This window comes from Bradyrhizobium sp. 6(2017) (genome assembly GCF_011058295.2).
Classification (GTDB): domain Bacteria; phylum Pseudomonadota; class Alphaproteobacteria; order Rhizobiales; family Xanthobacteraceae; genus Bradyrhizobium; species Bradyrhizobium septentrionale.
In genome coordinates this window covers 1,221,384-1,244,560 of the sequence record NZ_CP049289.2, presented here as the reverse complement: position 1 = coordinate 1,244,560, position 23,177 = coordinate 1,221,384, and the positions used below count along the sequence as shown (strand labels likewise).

Below are 23,177 nucleotides of genomic sequence, written 5' to 3'. Positions count from 1 at the left end.
GATCAGAACTTCACGTTGACGGAGAGTTCCGCGGTGCGCGCCATGCCCAGCAGCCACTGCCCGGCATAGGGCGACGTCACCGCGTAGACCTTGTCGAACAGATTGTAGACGCGGAACGCAACCGTGGTGCGGTCATCCGGCTTCCACCTGACACCGCCATTGACCACATTGTAGCCCGGCCGCAACTGGGTGTTGGCAAGGTCGGAGTACATCTGGCCGACGATCTGGACGCCGCCATAGACCGACCAGTTGGATGCGAAGTCCCAGGTCAACCAGACGTTCGACACCTGCTGCGGTACGTTGATCGGAACGTTGCCGGCATAGCTGACGAGCTTTCCGCTCACCAGCTGGCTGTTGTTGTCGTACTTCGCCTGCAGCAGCGCGACATTGGCGTCGACACGCCAGCCATAATCCAACGCCAGTCCGACCGATGCCTCGACGCCGCGCGATGATTGCTGGCCGACCTGCAATGCGAGGCCGACGGGATTGTTCGGATCGGCAACGAGCAAATTGTTCTTGACGATCTGATAGCCCGCCAGCGTCCACTCGCCGCGCCCGCCCAGGAACGACTGCTTGACCCCGAACTCGGTCTGCTTGCCGGTGGCGAGCTGGAAGGTCTTTTGCGTGGCCGACAGCGAGATCAGATTGCCGACCGGATCGACGCCGACCGCATACTGACCATAGAACGCGAGGTTCTTGATCGGTTCATAGACCACCCCGGTGCGCCAGCTGGCGCCCGAGAGCGCGACGTCAAAACTGTTCGACGGCGTCCGATAGTCGGTGCGGTCGACCTCGGGGCGATCGTACCTGACGCCGGTGACGAGCGACAATTGATCGGTCAGCAACAGACGATCCTCCGCAAACAGCGCGTATTGATTGACGATCGCATTGAAGCCGGGCGATGTCGCAGTGGTCGTCGCGAAGAACGATCCGGGATCGAAGACGTAGGGGTTGACCGACGACGCGCCGCCAAACGGCGAGTTATTGGTGTGGGTGAAGTCGATGTGGTTAACGTCGAATCCCGCAACGAAGCGGTTCTCGAGGCCGAAGATGTGGCCGCTGAAGGTCGCGTCCATCCGGTTGCCGGCCTGCTTCTGGTCGTGGAAGATCTCGATATAGTTGCCGCGATCGATCAGATTGGTCTTCGGATTCCAGGTGTAGCTCTCGATGTCGCGCCAGTGCCGCTCGCTGGTCAGATAATAGAGCGTGTTGTTGATCTTGATGCCGTCGGCGACGTCCCACTCGGTCTTGAACTGGGTCCAGCTGTCCTGATAGCGGATCGTGCTGTCCAGCGCGTTGTAGTTCTTGAAGCGCAGCGCGTCCTGGATCGCGCCGTTGATCAGCGGCGTGCCGAAATAGCGCGACGGGCTGCGGTCGCCATAATCCTCGGAGAGCGTGAAGGCGAGATTTTCCGACGCCTGCACCCGCACCGCGGCCGAGACCACCGCATTCGAGGTCTTGTCGCGATCGACCCAGCCGTCCGACATGTTGCCGGTGGCATTGATCCGGTAGGACACATTGGGATTGATCGGACCGGTGCTGTCGACCGAAAGCCGCCGCGTCATGTTGCTGTCGAGCGAGACCTCGGCTTCGTTGTAGGGCGTGCCCAGCGGCTTTTTCGGAATTACGTTGATGACGCCGCCGATTGCGCCTTCGCCGTATAGCACCGAAGCCGGGCCGCGCAGCACCTCGATGCGCTGCGTCGACCAGGTATCGTACGGGAACGTCAGGGTTCCCGAGCCGATATAAAAGCGCGTACCGTCATACAGCGTCATCACCGAATTGCTGCCGGCAAAGCCGCGGGTGCTGAACGACAGGCCGCCATTGCCGGGAGCCGGCGTTGCGATGAACCCGGCCGCGTCCTGGGTGACGGCATCTGTGACATTATGCTGGCCGCGTTCGGCGATGGTCTGCGACGTGATGATCTCGACGCTCGCCGGCGTTTGCAGCGGCGTTAGATTCAGACGGCTGCCGGTGCTCCCCGGCGTGGTGGCGTTGAGCGTCGGCGACGCCGATCCCGAAGCGCCCGACGCTGCGGCGCGCGGTGTGTTGCCGGTTGCCGCGGCCGGTACAGGTCTGGAGCGTGGCCGCGACGACGACGCCGAGTTGCTGCTTCGCGCCGCGGGCTTGGGCTTTTCGGATGCCGAGGGCGAGACCTCGATCGGATCGAGCCTGGTTGGTGGCGGTGTTTGTGCTCCACCTTCAGCCGGCAGCAGCAGCGATGACAGGGAGCAAACGAGGCCGAGGCGCCAGCGGCGCGCAACGGGAGAAGACGGAGACATGAAAGGACCCGCGGTAACGTGGCACGTCACCGCGAACGCGGACTGGCGCATTGCCCAAAAGGCAGTGCTCCGATCCCACCAGGACGCCCCCGCCCGATGTGCTCGCGTGTGACCACGACTGACGGCAGGTCTCCTGGCTCACGGGTCGTCGCCTGTCGACGCCTTCCCGGACCGAATGGTCCAGTGGCAAATTGACGAAAGGCTCGCCGTTTACAGTTGCGGGGACAGCTGCGGCATTGGGGTTACCCTCGCACCGCATTCCCTTTTGATCCCCGAAGGGAACCGTCGGCGGAAACGATAGGTGGTGCGGGATGGGCTGTCAATTCGGCGCGATTGTCGCGCACGTGCTTTGCGGGACGGTGCTGCGGCGATGACACACGGCTTGTATCGCTGACGCGGAGACCTCCTTAACCCGTCTCCTGAGGAGCCGCGTAGCGGCGTCTCGAAGGATCGACGGCCCGGCTGGTGGCCGTGCACCCTTCGAGACGCGCTACGCGCTCCTCCAGCGACAAAGGCAAAGCCTTTGCGCGGGGGTGACGGAAAACTCAGGTAGCTTCGACGCAGCCTGCCATGATCGCATCGATCTCGGCGCGCGAGAGCACACCTATCTCGGCGATGAACACGATTCGCGTGCGCGGCACGCCGGGTGCCGGCACGCCGCCCGCAGCCAATGTCGCGCGTCCGCCGGCGAGTTGAAACACTGTCAGTCGCCCAGGCTGCTCCACCGTCTCGAACAATCCCTTCGCCCGCGCGAGTTTCGGCGCCAGCCTGCCGATCGCCTGCTGCAAGCGCGGCAACCGCACCGGCCGCTCCGACGTCCAGCTCAGCGTCTCGAACCGGTCGGACACCGGCCGTCGTGGCGCGGTCTCGCGCGGCGCCGGCAAATGATCGATATCCGCCGGAAGCAATAGTTCCGTCGGCACCTCGCCATGCAGCGCATCGACCACGACCGCCGCCGGCCGCACCGCGCGTACCGCGTCGCGGATCGCGGTACGCGCGGTGGCATCAGCCAGGTCGACCTTGCTCAGCGCCACCACATCGGCCGCCCGCAGTTGCGACCGCAGCAGCGCATCGTCCAGCATCGTCGCAGGCTGCGTGGCGTCGACCACGCACAGCACGGTCTCCAGCGGCGCTTCCTTCCAGATCACGGGATCCATCAGGTTGCGCACGATGTCGGCGGGATCGGCGATCCCGCTGGTCTCGATCACGATGAACTCGGGACGCGGATCACGCCGCAGCAAATTTGCGAGCGTGCGCAGCAGATCGCCCTCCAGCGTGCAACAGATGCAGCCATTGCTCAGGCTCACCACGCCGTCGCTGGCGCCCGCGATCAGCTCCGCGTCGATGTTGATGGCGCCGAAATCGTTGACCACCGCCGCGATGCGCCGCCCTTGTGCATGCGCCAGCAGATGGTTCACGACGGTGGTCTTGCCCGCCCCGAGAAAACCCGCGACCAGCAGGATCGGGACCGGCACGTCAGCCTCCGGCGACCGGCCGGCGCACCGGCCGGCCCGGCCGCGCCGCGACATCGAGGACGCCGTCGTTGATCAGCGGCTGGCCGCTGACCACGAGATACCGCACACCCTCCGCCGGTCGGTTCATCGCGGAGAAGGTCGCGCGATCGCTCAAGGTCTCAAAGTCGAACACCACGACATCGGCGTCGGCTCCGACCTGCAACCTGCCCTTGGCGCGCATCGCCGGCGTGCTTGCGGAAAGGATTTCCGCCGGAATCAGCGCGCATTTGCGGATGCCCTCGAGCAGCGACACTTTCTTGCGCTCGCGCACCCATTCGCGGATGAAGCGGGTGAAGCAACCGGCCGAACGCGGATGCGAGGTGGCATCATCGGGCAGCGGCCAGGCGTCGCCGGTGTAGGGGCGGCCGTCCGACAGCGTCCACGGCATCGCGTCGGACGCGATCGCACCGCCCGGATACAGCACCGCCATGTCGAGCAGGTCGCGATGATGCTGGTTGTTCTCGATATCGAGCACATGCCACAGCACCAGCGTGGAGGGTTCTTCGGCCTGCGCCGCCAGCAGCTCCTCGCGGCTGCCGAAGCGGTGACCGTCGGTCACGCGCTGCACCGAATCGTAGCCGAGGCCGTTGCGCTCCTCGAATTTGGGATCGCTGAAGAAGGTCGCCGCCAGCACGGTCGACCCGGTGCCGTAGGGATAGGCCTCCACCGTGATCGGCAAGCCCTGCGCTTGCGCCTTCGCGATCAGCGCAACACAGCGTTCGATATCCGTCTTGCTCGACGAGTTGAAGTGGCAGATGTGCATATGCGCGCCGGTGGCGCCGGCATAGCCGATCAGGCGGATATAGGCCTCGGCCGCGCTCTCGGGATCGATGCGGGACATGTAGGCGACGTGGGTGAAGGTCGGCACCGCACGCGCGGCCGCCAGTTGGCACACCGCGGTCAGTTCCTGCACGCCGGCGCCCGGCGCATAGGCGTTGAGAATGCCGATGCCGATGCCGCCTTCGTTCAGCCCGTTGGCAAGACGCTCCAGGATGCCGGCGACCTCGCCATCGGTCGCCACGTTCTCGATCCAGCGGCGATCCCGCATCGCGGCGCCGAACGATTCCAGCGAGCTTTCCGAATTCGAGCCGGTCATCGCGCCGATCCGCGCGAAGGCCCAATTGGCGGCGGCGCCGTAGTTCAGCACCCGGCCCTTCTCGGCCTGGCGCTTGTACCAGGACGCAACCGGCAGCACGCCGGCCTCGAGGTCGAGCGACGTCGTCACGCCGTCGAACGCCTGCATCCGATCGGCCGGAATGGTCTGGCCGTGCGCGTGCAGATCGATGAAGCCGGGCGCGACCACGCGGCCGGTGGCGTCGATCTGCCGCTCGGCGCCGCCGAGGCCGGTGCCGACAGCAGCGATCCGGCCGTCGACCACAGCGACGTCGCCGATCGCATCCATGCCGCTCGCCGGATCCACCACCCGGCCGCCGCTGATCACCAAACCACCCATCTCGCCACTCCCCGCATTGTCCGAAACCGCGGTCCCGGCCGGCCGCCTTCATTAAGGCTTACGACCGGACCCAAGCGGGGCCAAGAGACAAAAATGCATCGCATCTATCGCAACGCTCCGATCGGGATTCTTGCGATATGGTGTAACGCAATCGTCCTTCGCGCGAGGCGAGAAGGCCGCGTCAACGATGCGAGTGGCGGCGAGGTCCGTTACGTTCCAGTCGCCCGTCGCGGGGCGAGGCCTCTCCAGAGATCGTCGTTCGGTCTGGTCCGGCTCGCGACGAGCTTCGGCGGCGTCCGATCCTTGGCGATCGCCGCCTCGAAGGCCCGCCGCAATCGCGGATTGTCGATCTGCATCTGGAAGCGCCGGACAACGGTCTCCGCATCGGCATCGTGACCGGTAATCGCGCGGCACAGCTCCGCTGTCGTCCTGCGGAAGAAATGGAACGAGCCAGCGGCCGCACCATCCAATCGATCGAGCTCGCCGGCCACGGCGAGCACGTGCATCCGGTCGGCGTCGTCGAGCGTCACCGTGAAGCGCAGCACGGCGAGTTGCCAGGCGCAGAGCAGCTTGCCCTGCGATTCGCTTGCTCCCTCACTGCGCATCGATCGAACACCCCGCGCGCCCGATCCGGGGCGCGGCGTGACTATCCTTGCGCGGCAATAGGTTTTCGAGGGGATCGCGCGAGCGATCTCATAAGCGCCGCATAAGCGGCCCGGCAACGCCTAGCAAGATCGCGGGCTCAGATCCCCTCGAACTGCAGCCGCGCCAGCCGTGCATAGAGGCCGTTGGCGGCGACCAGCTCGGCGTGGGTGCCCTGCTCGACGATCCTGCCCTGGTCCATGACCAGGATGCGGTCGCAGGACAGCACGGTCGCTAGACGATGCGCGATCACCAGCGTGGTGCGGTGGCGCATCAATTCCTCGAGCGCGGTCTGCACCAGCGTTTCGCTCTCGGCGTCGAGCGCAGAGGTCGCCTCATCGAGCAGCAGCAGCGGCGCATCGCGCAAGATGGCGCGCGCGATCGCGATGCGCTGGCGCTGGCCGCCGGACAACGTCACGCCGCGCTCGCCGAGCTGGGCATCGAAGCCGCCGGGCAGCCGGCGCAGGAATTCGGTGGCATGCGCGAGATCGGCGGCACGCTCGACCTCGGCATGGGTGGCATCGGGCCTGCCGAACCGGATGTTCTCGCGGGCCGAGGCGGCGAACACCACGGAATCCTGCGGCACCAATGCGATCCGCGCGCGGACCTCGGCGGGATCGGCCTGCCGGATCGGCACGCCGTCGAGCGAGATGGTGCCCGATTTCGGATCGTAGAAGCGCAGCAGCAGGTGGAACAGCGTGCTCTTGCCGGCGCCGGAGGGGCCGACGATCGCGACCTTCTCGCCGGAGCCGACCTTCAGCGACACGCCATCGACCGCAAGCGCGTTGGGCCGGGTCGGATAGGCGAAGCTGACATTGTCGAAGCCGACATCGCCGCGCGCCGGCTGCGGCAGCGCGCGCGGCGCGGCGGGAGCGGCGATCTCCGGCCTGATGCGCAGAATCTCGAACAGCCGCTCCGCGGCGCCCGACGCGGCCGAGACTTCGCCCCAGACCTCGCTGAGCTGGCCGAGGCCACTCGCAGCGAACGCCGTATAGAGAATGAACTGGCCGAGCCGGCCGGGGCTGATGGTTCCGACCAGCACGTCGTGCGAGCCGACCCAGAGGATCACGACGACGCTGGCGAACACGATGAAGATGACGATCAGCGTCAGCATCGCGCGCGCCTTGGTCGAGCTGCGCGCGGCGTCATAGGCCTGCTCGACCTCGCGGCTGAAGCGCGTCCTGGCCAGCCGCTCGCCGGTATAGGCCTGCACGGTGCGGATCGCGTTGACCAGCTCGGAGGCATAGGCGCTGGCATCGGCCAACGTGTCTTGGGCATTGCGCGACAGCCGCCGTACCCAGCGGCCGAACGCGACCAGCGGAATCACGATCAGCGGGATCGCGGCCAGCACGAAGCCGGAGAGCCGCGGGCTCGTGATCACCATCATCGCCGCGGCGCCGAAGAACAGCATCAGATTGCGCAGCGCGATCGACACCGAGGCGCCGACCGCGGACTTGATCTGCGTGGTGTCGGCGGTCAGTCGCGACACCAGCTCGCCGCTTCGCGCGGAATCGAAGAATGACGGCGACAGCGAAATCAGATGCGCGAACACATCGCGCCGGAGATCGGCGACGATGCGCTCGCCGATCGTCATCACGAGGTAGTAGCGTGAGGCGCTGGCACAGGCGAGTACGGCAACGACTGCGATCATCACGCTGAAATAGCTGTTGATCATCGCGATGCCTTCGGGCGTGAAGCCCATGTCGATCATCCGCCGCACCGCGACCGGCACGACCAGCGTGGTGATCGCCGCGATGGTCAGCGAGATCAGCGCGAGGATCGCCCGCCCCTTGTAGCGCGCCACATAGGGCGCGAGCGCAAGCAGCGGCCGCAAGCGGGCACGGCTCTTCGCCGGCTCCGTGATCTGGCTCTCGATGAAGGCTTCCTCGTCGAGCAACGCATCGCGCGGAGGCTGCGGCCTGCCGGGAGGGGTCTCAAGCTGTTCGGCTATGCTCATTATGTTTCTAGACCGGTTCTATCGCCTCCACATAGGCCCGCTGACCCCCGGCTGGCAAATCCGGTAAAGTCCCAATCCGGTGATGGGCTTAAGCCCCTTTCTTGGCTTGTTTCGTGGGTCTCCATGCGTTATAGAGCCGCCCAAATCCCGTACCCCAGACATCTTGAGATGGGCGCCGGCGCGCCGAAGGAACTGCCATGAAAGCCGATATTCATCCGAATTATCATACGATTAAGGTCGTCATGACCGACGGCACCGAGTACCTGACCCGCTCGACCTGGGGCAAGGAAGGCGACACGCTGAACCTCGACATCGACCCCAAGTCGCACCCGGCCTGGACCGGCGGCACCCAGCAGCTGATGGACCGCGGCGGCCGTGTGTCGCGCTTCCAGAAGAAGTTTTCGGGTTTCCTCAAGAAAGACTAAAGCCCGCTTCGGGATTGCCTTCGCGACCCAATGCAAAACGCCTCCATCTCGGGGGCGTTTTTGTTTTGGGGATCGGTTCGGATTCGAATGTCAAACAGCATGTTCAGTGTCATCACCCGCGCATGCGGGTGATCCAGTATTCCAGAGGCGCCAGTGCTTGAGCCGAGAGGCCGCGGCGTACTGGATCGCCCGGTCGAGCCGGGCGATGACAGTGTAGGCGGGGACGTTAGCTTCGCATTCCCGCGACATGATCTGTCCGAGTTCCGGCGAGTGCAACGCATGCGAGAGGAGCGCCGGTCGAAATATTCGATAGGAGAAAAGTGAAACTCAGCTCCGGGCGTTGGAGGTCGATACGCCAAACCTGCCAGGCGAGCTATTTCCGGAAACTACGATCGCCCGAACAACAAGTGCGATGCGTTCGCCGCGCGCGCTGGGTCTTATTCGGCCTGAACGTTCGAGTGCAGCGAGCCCATGAAGGGCTGCCCAAAACGTCTCGGTGACGACAGCTACATCGACGCAAAACGGCGTCACGACTGCCGCAAGGGCTTCGAAACCGGCCCTTAGTTCCGGTCTGGTTCCAGCTTCGGCGAACCGCAAATCCGTCGGAAGGATGAACATCGCCTCGTAGAGTGCAGGATGACGTAACGCAAAGGCGAGATAGGCGGTCGCGACATCCTTGAGCGCATTTCGTCGTCTGGTCGATCCGCCTGCCGCTTCCCGAAGCGCCACTGTGAGCTCCTTAAAACCCTCGACTGCAACTGCCGCAACAATCGCATCCATGTTCTCGAAATGCGAATAGAGGACCGGCTGACTATATTCGATCTCTTCGGCCAGGCGGCGGACTGTAACAGCATCCCATCCTTCGCGCTCCGCGATCACGCGCGCCGCCGCGACAATGCGATGCTCGCGCTCAGCCCGGCCCCTCCCTTTCCGCTCGACGATACCCAATCCTCGATCTCCCAGGTCCGGAAGGCCCACACATTCGTGATCATACCGAGGCTTGATAATCTAGCAATGCTAGATTATCTAGCTAGCAACGCTAGACTTTCTTCTTTTGCTAGAATAGGACAATGTGATGCATTGGCTTGCGCTCGGAATGGCATTGCTCGTGGCTGTCGCGATTATCGCGATCGGCACCCTATATGTCGTGAGCCCAACGACCGCGACGCGCAGTTTCGGCCTGCCGCTGCCTGAAAACGGCGCCAACACCGTTTGGTGGCTGCGCCTCAAGGGGGTGCGCGACATTGCATCGGGATTGGCCGTACTGGCGTTCATGGCGTGGGGCGATCCGCGCGGGGTCGGCATCATCCTGCTTGTTGAAGCAATCATCCCCGTGGGCGACATGCTGCTCATCCTCGCAGCGAAAGGCTCCACCAAGAGCGCCTTCGGCATGCACGGCCTCACGGCGGTGTTCATGGTCTTGGCAGCCATCCCCATGATGATTGGTGCGGCCTGAGATGGTCCACGCTCTTCCAACCTGGCTCCTCGTCGCCGGATTCTTTGGCGCAGGCCTCTTCAACGCGATCGGCACGCCCGGGACGCAAAGTGATTTCGCGCGGTGGGGCTACCCGCGCTGGTGGAGCCTTTTTACTGGTGGACTGGAGATCATGAGCGCCGTTCTGATTGCGCTTCCCGCCAGTCGCAGTATTGGCCTGGCGCTTGGGGCGGTAATCGTTGCGGCTGCGGTTATGACCGTTCTGCGCCACCGCGATCTTTCGCACCTTGCGCCACTTGGTGTCTTTGGCGCATTGATTGCTCTTGCAGCGACCTTGTCTTGAGGGCTGACCTAGCGGTCCTGGAACGCGAGCCGTGCGCCGAGCCCGACCAGGATGCTGCCGCCGATCCGCTGCATGATCCGCTGCGACCTCTGCGAGCGCTGCAGCTTCGACATCACGGCGCTGGCGAAAAACACGCAGACGATGTCGACCGCCGAGAACGTCAGGTTGACGATGGTGCCGAGCAGAAACAGCTGGGCCCAAACCGGCAGGCTCGCCGATGCATCGACGAATTGCGGCAGGAACGCCAGGAAGAAGATCGCGGTCTTCGGATTCAAGACCTCGACGACGATGCTTTGCGCGAAGGCGCGCTCCGCGGAGAGCGGCGCAAGCGCGGGACGCTTGGTATTGTCGCGATCGCGGAACAGCGACAGGCCGAGCCAGACCAGATAGGCCGCTCCGGCCAGCCTCATCGCTGTGAATAGCGGCGGCACCGCGTGAAACAGCAGAGCGAGGCCGGCGGCCGCGGCGATGACATGGAGATAGCCGCCGAGATGCAGGCCGAGCGAAGCCAGCAGCCCGGCGCGCCGGCCGCCCGCCAAGGTGCGAGCCGCAGCATAGAGCATGGCGGGACCGGGGATCAGCGCGAAGGTCGCGGTGGTGATCGCAAACGCGAGGTACAATTCCATCGGGGCTTTCGTTTCAGTTCGCCGGAATCATCGCCGCGACCTCGCGGTCGGCAGGATTGTCGCTGGCGCCGAGACCCGCGATGACGCCGGCGCGATCCTCGAGCTTGCGGTTCTGACTCATCTTCTTCTTGGCGTCGATCCGCGTGATCGGCATCCGGAAGCCGACGATGCCGCGCAGCTGCGCCTTGATGAAATCATCAGGCGCATCGCTGACCTGCCAGGCCTCCTTGCGCGTGCTCTCGTGCAATCGGGTCAGCCGCGTGACGACATCGAGCAGGCGATCGGCATCCTCGAAGAACTCGGCCGCGCCGTAAGCGTGCACGGCGACGTAATTCCAGGTTGGCACCACCTTGCCGTGCTCGGCCTTGGTCACATACCAGGACGGCGTCACATAGGCGTCGGGCCCGGTGAAGATCGCCATCGCCTCGCCGACCGCAGGCAGCTTCCACTGCGGATTGGGCCGCGCGACATGGCCGTACAGCGTGCCGTAGTCGCCCTCGTCTGCAGCGAGGATCAGCGGCAGCGGCGTTCCGATCAGCCCGTCGGCGGTCGCGGTGACCAGCGTTGCCAGCTTTGAGGCCCGCATCGCGGCGTGGATCGGGCCGAGCTCATCCATCTTGAAATGCGGCGGCAGGTACATCGGAGGCCTCATCAATTGTTGCTCGCACAATAGCGCCGAAGTGGCCTATGATAAGAGCCACTTTCGATCATACTGACTGATCCACTATGCCCCGTCTGCGTACCACGATCAGCATCCCTCCGCTCCGCGCGATCGACCGCACCGCCGGACAGGTTGGGCGGCAGATCGCGCAGGCTCTGCGCGCCATCATCGCCAACGGCGAATTGAAGGCCGGCGAATTCCTGCCGTCGACCCGCGCGCTGTCGGCCTCGCTCGGCGTTGCCCGCGGCACGGTCATGGAAGCCTTCGAGCAATTGCAGGCCGAGGGCTATCTGGTCTCGCATGTCGGTGCCGGCACAAGCGTCGCGCCGACGCTTGCCGAACAAGCGCGGCCCGTCCGCCCGCCCGTCAACCGCAGTTCGAACAAGACCGCGCCGATCCACTTGCCGCCGCGCGCGATGCGGCTTGCCAAAATCGCGGCGGCCTTCACGCCGATGCCGGAGGCGCCGTTTGCGATCGCAGTCCCGGGCGGCGCCGTCGCCCCGGACCAAAATTGGCGGCGCCTCGGCAACCGCGTCCGTGCATCGCGCGCGGCCGCGCCGGCAAGCTACGGCGATCCGCGCGGGCTGATGGAGTTGCGGCAGGCGATCGCCGACTATGTGCGCAAATCCCGCGCGGTGCATTGCGAGCCCGAGCAGGTTGTGATCACGGCCGGCACGCAACAGGGCCTCTATCTCGCCGGCCGCGTGCTGCTGTCGTCGGGTGATCGCGTGTGGGCGGAGGATCCCGCCTATCCCGGCATGACGGCGGTGCTCGACGATCTCGATCTCGTCACCACGCGCATTGCGGTCGATACGCAAGGCATCGACGTCGATGCCGCCATCGCCGTTTGTCCGAACGCGCGCGGCCTTCGTGACGCCGTCGCACCAATATCCGCTCGGCATGCCGATGAGCATGGCCCGCCGCAACGCGCTGGTGGCGTGGGCGGCGCGCCGCGCGGCCTGGATCGTCGAGGACGATTATGACAGCGAGCTACGCTATGCAGGCCATCCCTTCCCGTCGATGCAGGGTCTCGCCCCGTCGCGGGTGATTTATCTGGGCACGCTGAGCAAGGTGCTGTTTCCTTCGCTGCGGTTCGGCTACGTCGTGGCGCCCCTGCCGCTGATCGACGCCTTCGCCGGCGCGCGGGCGCTGCTCGACCGGCATTCGCCGACCGCCGACCAGCATGTGCTGGCAGCCTATATGCGGGAAGGCCTGTTCGAAGCGCATATCAGGCGCATTCGCGGCGTCTACGCCGCACGGCGCGCGACACTGATCGCAGCGCTCGAACGCCACATGCCTGATGACGTCACCCTGCAGCCGAGCGATCAGGGTATGCATCTGCTGGTGTGGCTACCGCGCGGTATCGACGATGTGCAATTGGCGAAGGCCGCACTCGCCGACGGGATCGTCGTGCGGCCGATCTCGCCGATGTACGCGCTGAAAGCACGGCCCGGCCTGATGCTCGGCTTCGGCGGATTTGCGCCGGAGGAACTGGAGGCGGCCGCGATCCGTTTGCGCGGAATCATGGATCGCGGAAGACGTAGACAACCAGATCAGGTTCGCTTGAAATGAAAGCGTCGAGGTGACTGCCATGATGTTCTGGAGTGCGAGCGTGGCTGGACTGGCGATCGCTTATCTCTTCGGAGCGACGCCATCAGGCTATCTGGCGGGGAAACTGCTTAGGGGCATCGACATTCGGGAGCATGGCTCGAAATCCACTGGGGCAACGAACGTGTTGCGCACCCTGGGGCCATGGCCTGCGCTGGTGGTTCTGCTGGTCGATGTGCTGAAGGGTGCGGCAGCGATCGTGTTTGCCCGCTGGTTCTATCCCTGGCTCGCGACCGTCACGCCACCGGCGGCGCTTGATCTTGAGAGCTGGACACCTTGGGCTGTTTGTCTCGCGGGACTTGCCGTATTGCTCGGACACGGCCGTTCGATCTGGCTGAATTTTACGGGCGGCAAATCCGCAGCGACCGGGCTCGGCGTGTTGCTGGCGCTGTCCTGGCCGGTCGGTCTGGGAGCCGCGACGGTGTTTCTCGCCGTGCTGGCTATCTCCCGGATCGTTTCCTTGAGTTCAATGCTGGCAGCGTTGACTGCAATCGCCCTCGTCTGCGCGCTGGAGCAGCCACTGCCCTATCGGTTGCTGGTGATCGCAGGCAGCATCTACGTGATCGCGCGCCACCGTGCCAACATTCAGCGGCTGCTCGCCGGGACCGAGCCACGGCTGGGACAAGGTGCGCGCCCGAGCTGATTGATGAGGACGCGGGCCGAACCGCGCCGCGCGCCGTGACGACGCTTCGCGCCGATCTTACTGCTCGAACGCGGCCTTGAGGCGGTTGAGCTGCGGCACCAGCGGATTGCCGATGGTCGAACGATCCGGCGCCGGCGCGTGGATCGTGGTGTCGAGCCGGCGCACCCGCGCCTGCAGATCCATCGAGCGGGCGATCAGCTGCTGCAATTGCTCCGGCAGTTTCGTCACCATGTCGGCCGGGCCGGGATCGGCCGCCGACAGCTTCACCTTGGTCTTCTCGCGATTGGCCTGGGTCAGCGTCATCTCGCCTTCCTTGACCGCGCGATGCAACAGCAGCCAGGACGCGAGCTGCATCAGCCGCGTGGTGAGGCGCATGCTTTCGGTGGCATAGGTCAGGCTGACGGAACGTTCCAGCGCCTTGGCCTCGGTGCGCCCGTCGCCGTCGAGATAGGCGGCGGTCTGCTCGACCAGGTCCATGCCTTCCCGGAACAGCACGCCAAATGCCGCAGAATTGGTCAGCCGTTCACTGAACAGCACAAGCCCGGCTTCGCTCTGGGAACGATCGGCCATGGTTAACGCCCTCACACCACGTAACGCCCGCTGGCATCTGACGCGCCAGCTTATGATGAACAAATCATTGCGCGGGCGCGCCGAAGAGTCCAGCCGCAACCCGATTTATGGTTTCCGGCGGATAGGACGCACAAAAAAGAGCCGCCGTTTCCGGCGGCTTTGAAGTTGATAACAGGGAGGCGTCAAACAGAGTGGACAGGAGCCACTCGGTGTCCAAACCAGGACAATGCAGTCATAATCGAGAAAGCTTAACCGACCGTAAATGAGCGGATTTCTTCAGGCTTTGTTTGCCATGTCGGCCATTGACCTAGTTTGGGACAGGGCCAAGTTGATCCCCGAGAGTCGTCCCGGCCTAGTGCGCAATTGCGCACGGGGGCCGGGACCCATAACCGCCAAAGCCCGCGTTGCACGCAGCTGTGGCCCAACCGTACGCGACAAGGAACAGCCGTGGTTATGGGTCCCGGATCGCGCTCGCTTTGCTCGCTTGTCCGGGACGACGTGATGTGATGTCGAAAAGAGCTACGACTTGAAGAACGCGTCCGCGGCGTCCTTTGACGCGCGCTTCTTCGCCATCGCCTCTTTCAAGCGATCGACTTCAGCAGTGAGCAGCGCGATCCGCTCGGTCAAATCCTCGACCGACAGCAGGTAGAGATCCTGGCCGATCTCGTGGCTAATTTTTTTCTTCGGCCGGTCGTCATCCTCAATCGGCATGTTGCCCTCCCGGCAATGATGATCTGGCGCCTCGCGTCCAGAGATGATAGATCTTGGGTGAGGAGAATTTTGCAGTGACTTTCGTGTGCGCGCAACATCTGACGCGAATGCCCCGGCCCGACCGCGAGGAGTCTGACCGGACGGGATAGTGCGCGCCTGCGCGCCAGGCATGAGCCGACCCCAAGCCCTTCCGATCATGCGGGAGGGCTTTTTGATTTTCCGATTTGATCTTTCGAGGGTCGGCATCAGCAAACGCGAAAGACCTTAACCCATGACCAAAATTCTCATCACCAGCGCGCTTCCTTACGTGAACGGCGTCAAGCATCTCGGCAATCTGATCGGCTCGCTGCTGCCCGCCGACGTCCATGCCCGCTTCCGGCGGCAAACCGGCTGCGACGTGCTGTTCATCTGCGCCACCGACGAGCACGGCACGCCCGCCGAGCTTGGCGCCATCGAGGCCGGACAGGATGTCCGGGAGTTCTGCGATGCGCAGCACGCCGTCCAGGCCGACATCTACCGGCGCTTTGGTCTGTCCTTCGATCATTTCGGCCGCACCAGCGCGCCGCAAAACCATGCGCTGACGCAGCACTTCTATCGCCGGCTCGACGCAGCCGGGCTGATCGAGGCGCGCACGTCGCAACAGGTGTGGTCGCCGGCCGATCGGCGCTTCCTGCCCGACCGTTACGTGCTCGGCACCTGCCCGCATTGCGGCGATCAATCGGCGCGCGGCGATCAATGCGATCATTGCGGCACGCTGCTTGACCCGCCAGAACTCATCGATCCGCGCTCGGCGCTATCAGGCGACCGCGCGCTCGAGATCCGCGACAGCAATCATCTGTTCCTGCGCCAGTCGCAGCTGGTCGAGACAATCGGCGCATGGATCGACAGCCGCACCGGATGGCCGCCCTTCGTGGTCTCGACCGCGAAGGGCTGGCTCAATGCCGATCTGCGCGACCGCTGCATCACGCGCGATCTCGCCTGGGGCATTGCGGTCCCGCGCGACGGCTTCGACGGCAAGGTGTTCTATGTCTGGTTCGACGCGCCGATCGGCTATATCGCCGCGACGCAGGAATGGGCGGCCGCCGCACCTGATCGCGACTGGCGGCAATGGTGGTGGCAGGCCGACGACGTCAGCTACATCCAGTTTCTCGGCAAGGATAACATCCCGTTCCACACCGTGAGTTTTCCGGCGACATTGATCGGCTCCGGCGAGCCATGGAAGACCGCAGACATCATCAAGGGATTCCACTGGCTCAATTACGAGGGCGGCAAGTTCTCGACCAGCCGCCAGCGCGGCATCTTCACCGATGCGGCGCTGGAAGAATTGCCGGCCGATCTCTGGCGCTGGTGGCTGATCGCCAACGCGCCCGAAAGCGCCGACACCGATTTTAGCGTCGCGAGATCCGTTGGCGATGTGAACAAGGACCTCGCCGACATCTTCGGTAATCTCGCCAACCGCATCATCAGCTTTGCGCATCGAAGCTTCGACGGCCGCATTCCTGAAGGTGGCACGCCCGGTGAGGCCGAGCGAGAGCTTGCGCATGATCTGGAGCGGCGCATCACAGCGTTGCACCGCCATCACACCGCACTGGAGTTTCGTGCCGCGGCCGCAACGACCCGCGCGATCTGGGACACCGCGAACGCGTACCTGCAGCACGCAGCACCATGGACCGCCATCAAGTCCGATTCCGTTCGCGCGGCGGTCATCACCCGCACGGGACTCAATCTAGTCGCGCTCTGCGCCACGCTGGCGTGGAGCATCGTGCCAACTCTGTCGGAACGCGTGCTCCGCGCCTTCGGCCACGACGACGCCGTGCCGCGCTGGCCCAATGGCCCACTCATCCCGCTGCTGGATCAAGGTGCCGGCACGCCGGTCGAAAAACTCGGCCCGCTGGTCGAGAAGATCACCCCCGAGAAAGCAGGCCATCTGACGGCGCGGTTCGGGGCTTAAGGGCGTTTCGCTTCGTAGCAAAAGGCGGTATGCCACAAGCCAATCCTCCTCACTGACCAGGAACGAACCATGCCAAACCTGCCCGCGCAAATGACCGTCGTTGCCATCAGCAAGCCCGGTGGCCCCGAAGTGCTGGTGCCGGAAACCCGCGCGCTGCCGGTGCCGAAGGCCGGCGAAATCCTGGTCAAGGTCGCGGCCGCCGGCGTCAATCGCCCCGACGTCGCGCAGCGCTCCGGCTCCTATCCGCCGCCGCCCGGCGCAAGCGACCTGCCCGGCCTCGAGATCGCAGGCGAAGTGGTGGCACTCGGTGAAGGCGCGACGCACAAGATCGGCGACAAGGTGATGTCGCTGGTCGCCGGTGGCGGCTACGCGCAATACTGCATCGCGCAGGACGCGCAGGCGATGACCGTGCCGCCGCAGCTCACGATGCAGGAAGCCGGCGCCATTCCGGAAACGCTGATGACGGTCTGGCACAATGTGTTCGAGCGCGGCGCGCTGAAGGCCGGCGAGACGCTGCTGATCCATGGCGGCTCGTCGGGCATCGGCACGATGGCGATCCAGCTCGCCAAGGCGTTCGGCGCCAAGGTGATCGTCACCGTCGGTTCGCAGGACAAGGCCGATGCCTGCCTCAAGCTCGGCGCCGATCACGCCGTCAACTACAAGACTGACGATTTCGTCGAAGCCGTGAAGACGGCCACCGGCGGCGCCGGCGCCAACGTCATCCTCGACATGGTGGGCGGCGACTATATCGACCGCAACTACGACGCCGCCGCGGTTGAGGGCCGCATCGTCCAGATCGCGTTCCTGTCGGGAGCACCGAAGGCGTCAGCCAATTTTGCCAAGCTGATGGTCAAGCGGCTGCACCACACCGGCTCGACCCTGCGCCCCCGTAGTAATGCGGACAAGGCGGCGATGGTCGCGGCGATCGAGGCAAAGGTGCTGCCCTTGCTGCGCGAAGGCCGCGTCAAGCCGCTGATGGACAGCACATTCCCGCTGGAAAAGGCCGCCGACGCGCACCGGCGCATGGAGACCAGCGAACATATTGGCAAAATTGTGTTGGTGGTTTAACTCTCGCGACGGAAGCAGGGGCGGAAACCCTTTGATTCCCTTCGCTTTCGTGTCATTTATCGCGCCACCGCCGGGCCGGTCGCCGGGCCCGGTCAGTTTGTCGATCGCGGAGTACTGACATTGCGTCTGATCAGGTGCCTTGCGCTGCTCGCGCTGGGCCTCATGATGTTTGCTGCTGCGCCTGACGCGTACGCGATCGACGCGGTCAGCGTGCGCAGCGACGCGCCGGCGATCGACCTCACCGCTGTTCTCGACCATCAACGCAGCGAAACCGACCGCATTCAGGTCTCCACTGCACCTGGAACCGACGGCATCGTGCGCCGCATCGAAGTTCGCGCCCGCGAAGGCGGACAGAACTGGGTGGTGTTCGCGCTCGCCAACAACACCGACGACCAGCTCGACCGTCTGATTGTCGCGCCGCACTATCGCATCGTGTCGTCCGGATTGTTGTGGCCCGACCTCGGCCTGTCGCGCATCGCCACCATTACGCCGTCGGTCGGCGATCGCCCCGAGCGGCAAGAGAGCCCGACCGCCGACGTGTTCCGCATCACGCTCGATCCCGGCGCCGTCGTCACCTATGTCGCGGAACTGCGCACCGACAAGCTGCCGCAGCTCTATCTGTGGGAACCCGACGCCTACAAGGACAAGGTCAACTCGTTCACGCTGTACCAGGGCATCGTGATCGGCATCTCGGGCCTGCTCGCGCTCGTGCTCACGATCTTGTTTGTGGTCAAGGGCAGCATCATGTTCCCGGCCGCCGCGGCGCTGGCCTGGGCGGTGCTGGTTTATATCGGCGTCGATTTCGGCTTCTGGGGCAAGGTGCTCGACATGTCGAACAACGCCGAGCGCGTCTGGCGCGCGGCGGGCGAGGCGATTCTCGCGGCGACACTGCTGGTGTTCCTGTTCGCCTATCTGAATTTGAGTCGCTGGCATGTGCGCTACTCGCACATCACGATCGGCTGGCTGCTCTTCCTCGGCTCGCTGGTGGCGCTGGCGCTGTTCGATCCCGCGGTCGCCTCCGGCATCGCGCGCATGTCGCTGGTGATGATCGCCTTCGCCGGCTTCGCGCTGATCGTCTATCTCTCGACCCACGGCTTCGACCGCGCGGTGCTCTTGATCCCGACCTGGTTCCTGCTGGTGGTCTGGGTGGTCGCGGCCGGCATGACGGTCGCGGGCTCCGTCACCAACGACATCGTCGGCCCGGCGCTGCTCGGCGGCCTGGTGCTGATCGTGATGCTGATCGGCTTCACCGTAATGCAGCACGCCTTCGCCGGCGGCGGCGCCACCACCGGCGTGGTCTCCGATGTCGAGCGCCGCGCCTTGGCGCTGACCGGCTCCGGCGATCTGATCTGGGACTGGGACGTCTCCGCCGACAAGGTGTTCACCAGCCCCGAGACCGAGGCACTGCTCGGCCTGAAGCGCGGCACGCTGGAAGGCCCGGCCGCGAAATGGCTCGAAGTACTGCACCCGCTCGACCAGGACCGCTTCCGCGCCGCGCTCGACAGCGTGCTCGACCAGCGCCGCGGCCGCCTGGTGCAGGATTTCCGGCTGCGCACGCCCGACGGCCACTTCATGTGGTTCGCACTGAAGGCGCGGCCGGTGGTCGGCTCCGACGGCGAGGTCTCGCGCGTGGTCGGCACGCTGACCGACGTCACCGAGTTCAAGAACTCCGAAGAGCGGATGCTGCATGACTCCGTGCATGACAATCTGACCGGCCTGCCGAACCGCCGGCTGTTCATGGACCGGCTCGGCGCGGTGGCGAACCTCGCCAAGACCATGCCGAACCTGCGGCCGACCTTGATGGTGATCGACCTCGACCGCTTCAAGCAGGTCAACGATTCCGTCGGGATTGCGGTCGGCGACTCCATCCTGCTGACGCTGGCGCGGCGGCTGACCCGCATCCTCAAGCCGCAGGACACGCTGGCGCGGATGGCCGGAGACCAGTTCGGCCTGATCCTGCTGTCCGAGCAGGACCCGGCGCGGATCACCAATTTTGCCGAGACCATCCGCAAGACCATCCGCGCGCCGATCGCGTTCAACGACCGCGAGATCTTCCTGACCGCCTCGATCGGACTGGCGCTGTCCGATCCGGCCGCGCCGCTCTCGGACGAGATCATCAAGGACGCCGAGCTTGCGATGTATCACTCCAAGCGGATCGGCGGCGACCGCATCGACGTCTACAAGCCGGCGATGCGGGCGCGGAAGACCGACCGCCTGACGCTCGAGAGCGATCTGCGCCGTGCCATCGAGCGCCAGGAGCTCACGATCCTGTACCAGCCGATCGTGCGGCTCGAGGATCGCGCGATCGCGGGCTTCGAGGCGCTGGTGCGCTGGGACCATCCCAAGCTCGGCCGGATGTCGCCGTCGGAATTCATCAATGTCGCCGAGGAGACCGGCCTGATCGTCGACCTTGGCATGTTCGTGATGGACCAGACCGCACGCCAGCTCGCGGTGTGGCAGCGCGCGATGCGGGCGCGCGAGCCGATCTTCGCGTCGGTCAACGTGTCGTCGCGGCAATTGCTGCGCCACGACCTGATCCACGATATCCGCACCGTGCTGTCGCGCTCCTCCGTGGCGCGCGGCACGCTGAAGCTGGAGCTGACGGAATCGCTTGTGATGGAGAACCCGGAGCACGCCGCCCAGATGCTGGCGCGGATCCGCGAGCTCGGCACCGGGCTGTCGCTCGACGATTTCGGCACCGGCCACTCCTCGCTGTCCTATTTGCAGCGCTTCCCGTTCGACACCATCAAGATCGACCAGTCCTTCGTCCGCACCACGAGCCGCGGCACCCGCCCGGTGATCCTGAAGTCGATCATCGCGCTGGCGCACGATCTCGGCATGGAGGTGGTCGCGGAAGGCGCCGAGACGGATTCCGATGCCGTCGAGCTCTACCAGCTCGGCTGCGAATACGCCCAGGGCTTTGCCTTCGGCGAGCCGATGGACGCTGACGCCGCTACGCGGCTGCTCACCGAGGAACGGCTGGAAGCCGCGAGCTAGATCTTGTCGTCCCGGCCTCGTGCGCAACTGCACACGGGAGCCGGGACCTATACGCCGCGGCCCGTCCATGACGCGCTGGGGCCAGTTGCCTTCGTGACAACAACGCCCTGTGGTTATGGGTCCCGGCGTTCGCCGGGACGACGGTTGGACATTTTCTTGAACCTGACGCTCTTGCCGTCGGCCTGGCGCGTGGCGATGTAGCCGGCGTCGAGACAGGCTTCGCGCTGCGGCATCTTCTCCTGCGGGCTGCGCAGGGTTTCCCACCACGACGCCCGGTGGGCGGCGCGCGGCAGCGCCGCATCGATGATCGCCTCGATCTCCTCGAAGGTCAGCACGAATTCGGGCAGATGCTGCTTCTTCAGATAATCCCGCAGCGCGTCGTAGTCGTTCACAACGTCCTCGATGACAAAAAAACAGGTTTCGGCAACCACCCGTTAACCCATTCGGCGGCCGCTGTCGCCATTTAAGGCGACAACAAGATTTCCCGTTGCATGACCAAGCTTTGGAGCGGGAAATGCCATTTCGACGGGGAAACGACGCAAGGCGGCGCTGGCGGCTATCGGCAAAGCTGCTGATCGCCGCGTCGGTTGCGACCGTCCTCGGCTTCTCCGCGGTCTGCGCCGGCGTGATGTTCGACATGCGCCGCGGCGAGGAGCAACTGGCCCGCCAGACCCTGGAAAATTTTGCGTCAGGCATCGAGGCCGACATCAGCCGCAACATCGAGCTCTACGACCTGTCGCTGCGCGCGGTCGCCAGCAATCTCGAGATGCCGGAGATCCGCAATGTCAGCAAGGAACTGCGCCAGCTGATCCTGTTCGATCACGCCGCGACCGCCAAACATTTCGGCGCGATCCAGGTGTTCGACAGCAAGGGCGACCTGACCATCGACGCGGCGAGCCTCGATCCGCGACCCGAGAACCGCAGCGACGAGGAATATTTCACGGTCCAGCGCGACCATCCCGATGCCGGGCTGTATATCAGCCGGCCGATGCTGCATCGCGGCGCCTACGCCATCGTGCTGAGCCGGCGCATCGTCGGCGAGGACGGCCGCTTTCTCGGCGTCGTGGTCGGCTCGATCCGCTTCAGCTATTTCCACGATATGTTCGGCCGGCTCAACCTCGCGCCCGGCGATACCATCACCGTGCTGCGCAACGACCGCACCATCATCATGCGGACGCCGTTCGATCTCGACGTGATCGGCAAGAACCTTGCGGAGCAACTGGACTGGAAGGCCGAGAATCTGAAGGCGGGCGGCGCCTACTCCGGCAAGGGTCCGGTCGACGACACGCCGCGGCTCTATGTCAGGCGCAGCAGCTCGGGCCCGCTCTACGTCGTGGTCGGCAAGCCGCTCGAAGCCGTCTTCAACCTCTGGCGTACCGAGGCGATCCGGATCGGCGCGATCATGGCGTTTCTGGTCCTGTTCGTGCTCAGCGCGACGTTGGTCCTCGCCCGCGAGATCGTCCGTCGCGCCGACGCCGAGGACAAGCTCGAGGAGCTGGCGACGACCGACGCCCTCACCGGCCTGAAGAACCGGCGCAAGTTCGACACCGAGATCGAGCGCGAGTGGCGCCGGGCGAGCCGGCACGGCCAGCCGGTCGCGTTGTTGATGATCGATGCCGATCATTTCAAGGCCTATAACGACACTTATGGACACCAGGCCGGCGACCAGGTGCTGGTCGGGATTGCGATCTGCATCTCGGATGCGGTGCGCCGCGCCGGCGATTGCCCGGCGCGCTTCGGCGGCGAGGAATTTGCCGTGCTGCTGCCCAGCACCACCCCGCTCGAGGCCTTCAATCTGGCCGAAACCATCCGCGCCAAGGTCCAGCAATGGTGCGAGGGCGAGGTCATCACGACGGTGAGCATCGGCGTCGCCAGCATGCGCCCGAATGCAGGCCAGCAATGGTCCGACCTGATCGAAGCCGCCGACAAGGCGCTCTACGCCGCCAAAGCCAACGGCCGCAACCAGTCGGTGCTGGCGACAGCGCCGAAGATCGCGCTGGTGGCGTAGGGCACAACTCTCGCCGTATCGTCGTCCCTGCGAAGACTATCAGAGCCGTCATCCTGAGGTGCGAGCGGAGCGAGCCTCGAAGGATGCACGGCCCGGCTGGTGGCCGTCGATCCTTCGAGGCTCGCCCAGCGGCGCAAGCGCGCCGCAAGGCTCGCCTCTCAGCATGACGGTGATGGACATGCTCATGATCCCTCACCGCATCGTCGTCCCTGCGAAAGCAGGGACCCATAACCACAGGATTGAGCCGTCGAAGCGAGCTGTGGCCCCAGCATAGCGCGAGTAA

Annotated in this window: 19 protein-coding genes, 1 pseudogene and 1 riboswitch; of the genes and pseudogenes, 9 read left to right on the top strand and 11 right to left on the bottom strand. The window is 65.0% G+C overall.

The window, feature by feature from the left end:
- Positions 1 to 2: 2 nt before the first annotated feature.
- From G6P99_RS05860 to G6P99_RS05840, 5 genes are all read right to left on the bottom strand, one after another.
- Positions 3 to 2,282, bottom strand: a complete 2,280-nt coding sequence (locus G6P99_RS05860) for a TonB-dependent receptor (RefSeq protein ID WP_165127526.1) — start codon at positions 2,280 to 2,282, stop codon at positions 3 to 5.
- Positions 2,283 to 2,388: 106 nt separating this feature from the next.
- Positions 2,389 to 2,584: riboswitch (cobalamin riboswitch) on the bottom strand.
- Positions 2,585 to 2,827: 243 nt separating this feature from the next.
- Positions 2,828 to 3,757 carry a CobW family GTP-binding protein gene (locus tag G6P99_RS05855; RefSeq protein ID WP_029079786.1) on the bottom strand — a complete coding sequence of 310 codons (930 nt, stop codon included), beginning with the start codon at positions 3,755 to 3,757 and terminating at the stop codon, positions 2,828 to 2,830.
- A 1-nt stretch (position 3,758) separates the two neighbouring features.
- Positions 3,759 to 5,249, bottom strand: coding sequence for an amidohydrolase family protein (locus G6P99_RS05850; RefSeq protein WP_165127524.1), 1,491 nt, complete (start codon positions 5,247 to 5,249; stop codon positions 3,759 to 3,761).
- Positions 5,250 to 5,458: 209 nt separating this feature from the next.
- On the bottom strand, positions 5,459 to 5,854 hold the full coding sequence (locus G6P99_RS05845; RefSeq protein ID WP_245284595.1) for a hypothetical protein: 396 nt from the start codon (positions 5,852 to 5,854) through the stop codon (positions 5,459 to 5,461).
- A gap of 137 nt (positions 5,855 to 5,991) precedes the next feature.
- Positions 5,992 to 7,848, bottom strand: coding sequence for an ABC transporter transmembrane domain-containing protein (locus tag G6P99_RS05840; protein WP_029079789.1), 1,857 nt, complete (start codon positions 7,846 to 7,848; stop codon positions 5,992 to 5,994).
- 197 nt (positions 7,849 to 8,045) lie between these two features.
- Between G6P99_RS05840 and rpmE the strand changes: the two genes are divergently transcribed.
- Positions 8,046 to 8,273: a 50S ribosomal protein L31 gene (rpmE, locus tag G6P99_RS05835; protein ID WP_016845230.1), complete on the top strand. Its 228-nt coding sequence runs from the start codon at positions 8,046 to 8,048 to the stop codon at positions 8,271 to 8,273.
- A 327-nt stretch (positions 8,274 to 8,600) separates the two neighbouring features.
- On the opposite strand, the gene G6P99_RS05830 is transcribed toward rpmE, so the two are convergent.
- Positions 8,601 to 9,221: a TetR/AcrR family transcriptional regulator gene (locus tag G6P99_RS05830; protein WP_029079790.1), complete on the bottom strand. Its 621-nt coding sequence runs from the start codon at positions 9,219 to 9,221 to the stop codon at positions 8,601 to 8,603.
- A 127-nt stretch (positions 9,222 to 9,348) separates the two neighbouring features.
- Between G6P99_RS05830 and G6P99_RS05825 the strand changes: the two genes are divergently transcribed.
- Complete coding sequence (locus tag G6P99_RS05825; protein ID WP_029079791.1) at positions 9,349 to 9,729, top strand: DUF4267 domain-containing protein; 381 nt, start codon at positions 9,349 to 9,351, stop codon at positions 9,727 to 9,729.
- Position 9,730: 1 nt separating this feature from the next.
- Positions 9,731 to 10,051: a DoxX family protein gene (locus tag G6P99_RS05820; RefSeq protein ID WP_029079792.1), complete on the top strand. Its 321-nt coding sequence runs from the start codon at positions 9,731 to 9,733 to the stop codon at positions 10,049 to 10,051.
- Between the two features lie 8 nt (positions 10,052 to 10,059).
- Here the strand turns inward: G6P99_RS05820 and G6P99_RS05815 are convergent, their stop codons facing one another.
- Both G6P99_RS05815 and G6P99_RS05810 read right to left on the bottom strand, forming a co-directional pair.
- Positions 10,060 to 10,677, bottom strand: a complete 618-nt coding sequence (locus tag G6P99_RS05815; protein WP_029079793.1) for a LysE family translocator — start codon at positions 10,675 to 10,677, stop codon at positions 10,060 to 10,062.
- Positions 10,678 to 10,690: 13 nt separating this feature from the next.
- Complete coding sequence (locus tag G6P99_RS05810) at positions 10,691 to 11,317, bottom strand: FMN-binding negative transcriptional regulator (RefSeq protein WP_029079794.1); 627 nt, start codon at positions 11,315 to 11,317, stop codon at positions 10,691 to 10,693.
- 86 nt (positions 11,318 to 11,403) lie between these two features.
- Here G6P99_RS05810 and G6P99_RS47440 point away from each other — a divergent pair.
- Positions 11,404 to 12,910: pseudogene (locus tag G6P99_RS47440) on the top strand (PLP-dependent aminotransferase family protein).
- A gap of 19 nt (positions 12,911 to 12,929) precedes the next feature.
- A complete protein-coding gene (plsY, locus tag G6P99_RS05795) occupies positions 12,930 to 13,589 on the top strand; it encodes a glycerol-3-phosphate 1-O-acyltransferase PlsY (RefSeq protein ID WP_029079795.1) in 660 nt (219 codons plus the stop codon).
- Between the two features lie 57 nt (positions 13,590 to 13,646).
- Here the strand turns inward: plsY and G6P99_RS05790 are convergent, their stop codons facing one another.
- A complete protein-coding gene (locus G6P99_RS05790) occupies positions 13,647 to 14,159 on the bottom strand; it encodes a DUF1465 family protein (protein WP_165127522.1) in 513 nt (170 codons plus the stop codon).
- Positions 14,160 to 14,678: 519 nt separating this feature from the next.
- Positions 14,679 to 14,870, bottom strand: a complete 192-nt coding sequence (locus G6P99_RS05785; RefSeq protein ID WP_029079797.1) for a DUF1192 domain-containing protein — start codon at positions 14,868 to 14,870, stop codon at positions 14,679 to 14,681.
- 271 nt (positions 14,871 to 15,141) lie between these two features.
- Here G6P99_RS05785 and metG point away from each other — a divergent pair, with 271 nt between their 5' ends.
- From metG to G6P99_RS05770, 3 genes are all read left to right on the top strand, one after another.
- Complete coding sequence (gene metG, locus G6P99_RS05780) at positions 15,142 to 16,821, top strand: methionine--tRNA ligase (protein WP_165127520.1); 1,680 nt, start codon at positions 15,142 to 15,144, stop codon at positions 16,819 to 16,821.
- Between the two features lie 69 nt (positions 16,822 to 16,890).
- Positions 16,891 to 17,889 (top strand): NAD(P)H-quinone oxidoreductase, encoded by a 999-nt coding sequence (locus G6P99_RS05775; RefSeq protein WP_029079799.1) that lies wholly within the window; start codon positions 16,891 to 16,893, stop codon positions 17,887 to 17,889.
- Positions 17,890 to 18,009: 120 nt separating this feature from the next.
- Positions 18,010 to 20,886 carry an EAL domain-containing protein gene (locus tag G6P99_RS05770; protein WP_029079800.1) on the top strand — a complete coding sequence of 959 codons (2,877 nt, stop codon included), beginning with the start codon at positions 18,010 to 18,012 and terminating at the stop codon, positions 20,884 to 20,886.
- A gap of 113 nt (positions 20,887 to 20,999) precedes the next feature.
- On the opposite strand, the gene G6P99_RS05765 is transcribed toward G6P99_RS05770, so the two are convergent.
- Positions 21,000 to 21,278, bottom strand: coding sequence for a DUF7662 domain-containing protein (locus G6P99_RS05765; RefSeq protein WP_165129260.1), 279 nt, complete (start codon positions 21,276 to 21,278; stop codon positions 21,000 to 21,002).
- 122 nt (positions 21,279 to 21,400) lie between these two features.
- On the opposite strand from G6P99_RS05765, the gene G6P99_RS05760 reads away from it, so the two are divergent.
- Positions 21,401 to 22,894, top strand: coding sequence for a GGDEF domain-containing protein (locus G6P99_RS05760; RefSeq protein ID WP_029079802.1), 1,494 nt, complete (start codon positions 21,401 to 21,403; stop codon positions 22,892 to 22,894).
- Positions 22,895 to 23,177 lie beyond the last annotated feature (283 nt).

Bases quoted from the DNA above. Each gene is read 5' to 3' on its own strand.
- plsY (WP_029079795.1), top strand. From the start codon at position 12,930: ATGATGTTCTGGAGTGCGAGCGTGGCTGGACTGGCGATCGCTTATCTC.
- G6P99_RS05815 (WP_029079793.1), bottom strand. From the start codon at position 10,677: ATGGAATTGTACCTCGCGTTTGCGATCACCACCGCGACCTTCGCGCTG.
- metG (WP_165127520.1), top strand. From the start codon at position 15,142: ATGACCAAAATTCTCATCACCAGCGCGCTTCCTTACGTGAACGGCGTC.
- G6P99_RS05760 (WP_029079802.1), top strand. From the start codon at position 21,401: ATGCCATTTCGACGGGGAAACGACGCAAGGCGGCGCTGGCGGCTATCG.
- G6P99_RS05840 (WP_029079789.1), bottom strand. From the start codon at position 7,848: ATGAGCATAGCCGAACAGCTTGAGACCCCTCCCGGCAGGCCGCAGCCT.
- G6P99_RS05845 (WP_245284595.1), bottom strand. From the start codon at position 5,854: ATGCGCAGTGAGGGAGCAAGCGAATCGCAGGGCAAGCTGCTCTGCGCC.
- G6P99_RS05785 (WP_029079797.1), bottom strand. From the start codon at position 14,870: ATGCCGATTGAGGATGACGACCGGCCGAAGAAAAAAATTAGCCACGAG.
- G6P99_RS05810 (WP_029079794.1), bottom strand. From the start codon at position 11,317: ATGTACCTGCCGCCGCATTTCAAGATGGATGAGCTCGGCCCGATCCAC.
- G6P99_RS05775 (WP_029079799.1), top strand. From the start codon at position 16,891: ATGCCAAACCTGCCCGCGCAAATGACCGTCGTTGCCATCAGCAAGCCC.
- G6P99_RS05790 (WP_165127522.1), bottom strand. From the start codon at position 14,159: ATGGCCGATCGTTCCCAGAGCGAAGCCGGGCTTGTGCTGTTCAGTGAA.
- G6P99_RS05850 (WP_165127524.1), bottom strand. From the start codon at position 5,249: ATGGGTGGTTTGGTGATCAGCGGCGGCCGGGTGGTGGATCCGGCGAGC.
- rpmE (WP_016845230.1), top strand. From the start codon at position 8,046: ATGAAAGCCGATATTCATCCGAATTATCATACGATTAAGGTCGTCATG.
- G6P99_RS05825 (WP_029079791.1), top strand. From the start codon at position 9,349: ATGCATTGGCTTGCGCTCGGAATGGCATTGCTCGTGGCTGTCGCGATT.
- G6P99_RS05820 (WP_029079792.1), top strand. From the start codon at position 9,731: ATGGTCCACGCTCTTCCAACCTGGCTCCTCGTCGCCGGATTCTTTGGC.
- G6P99_RS05860 (WP_165127526.1), bottom strand. From the start codon at position 2,282: ATGTCTCCGTCTTCTCCCGTTGCGCGCCGCTGGCGCCTCGGCCTCGTT.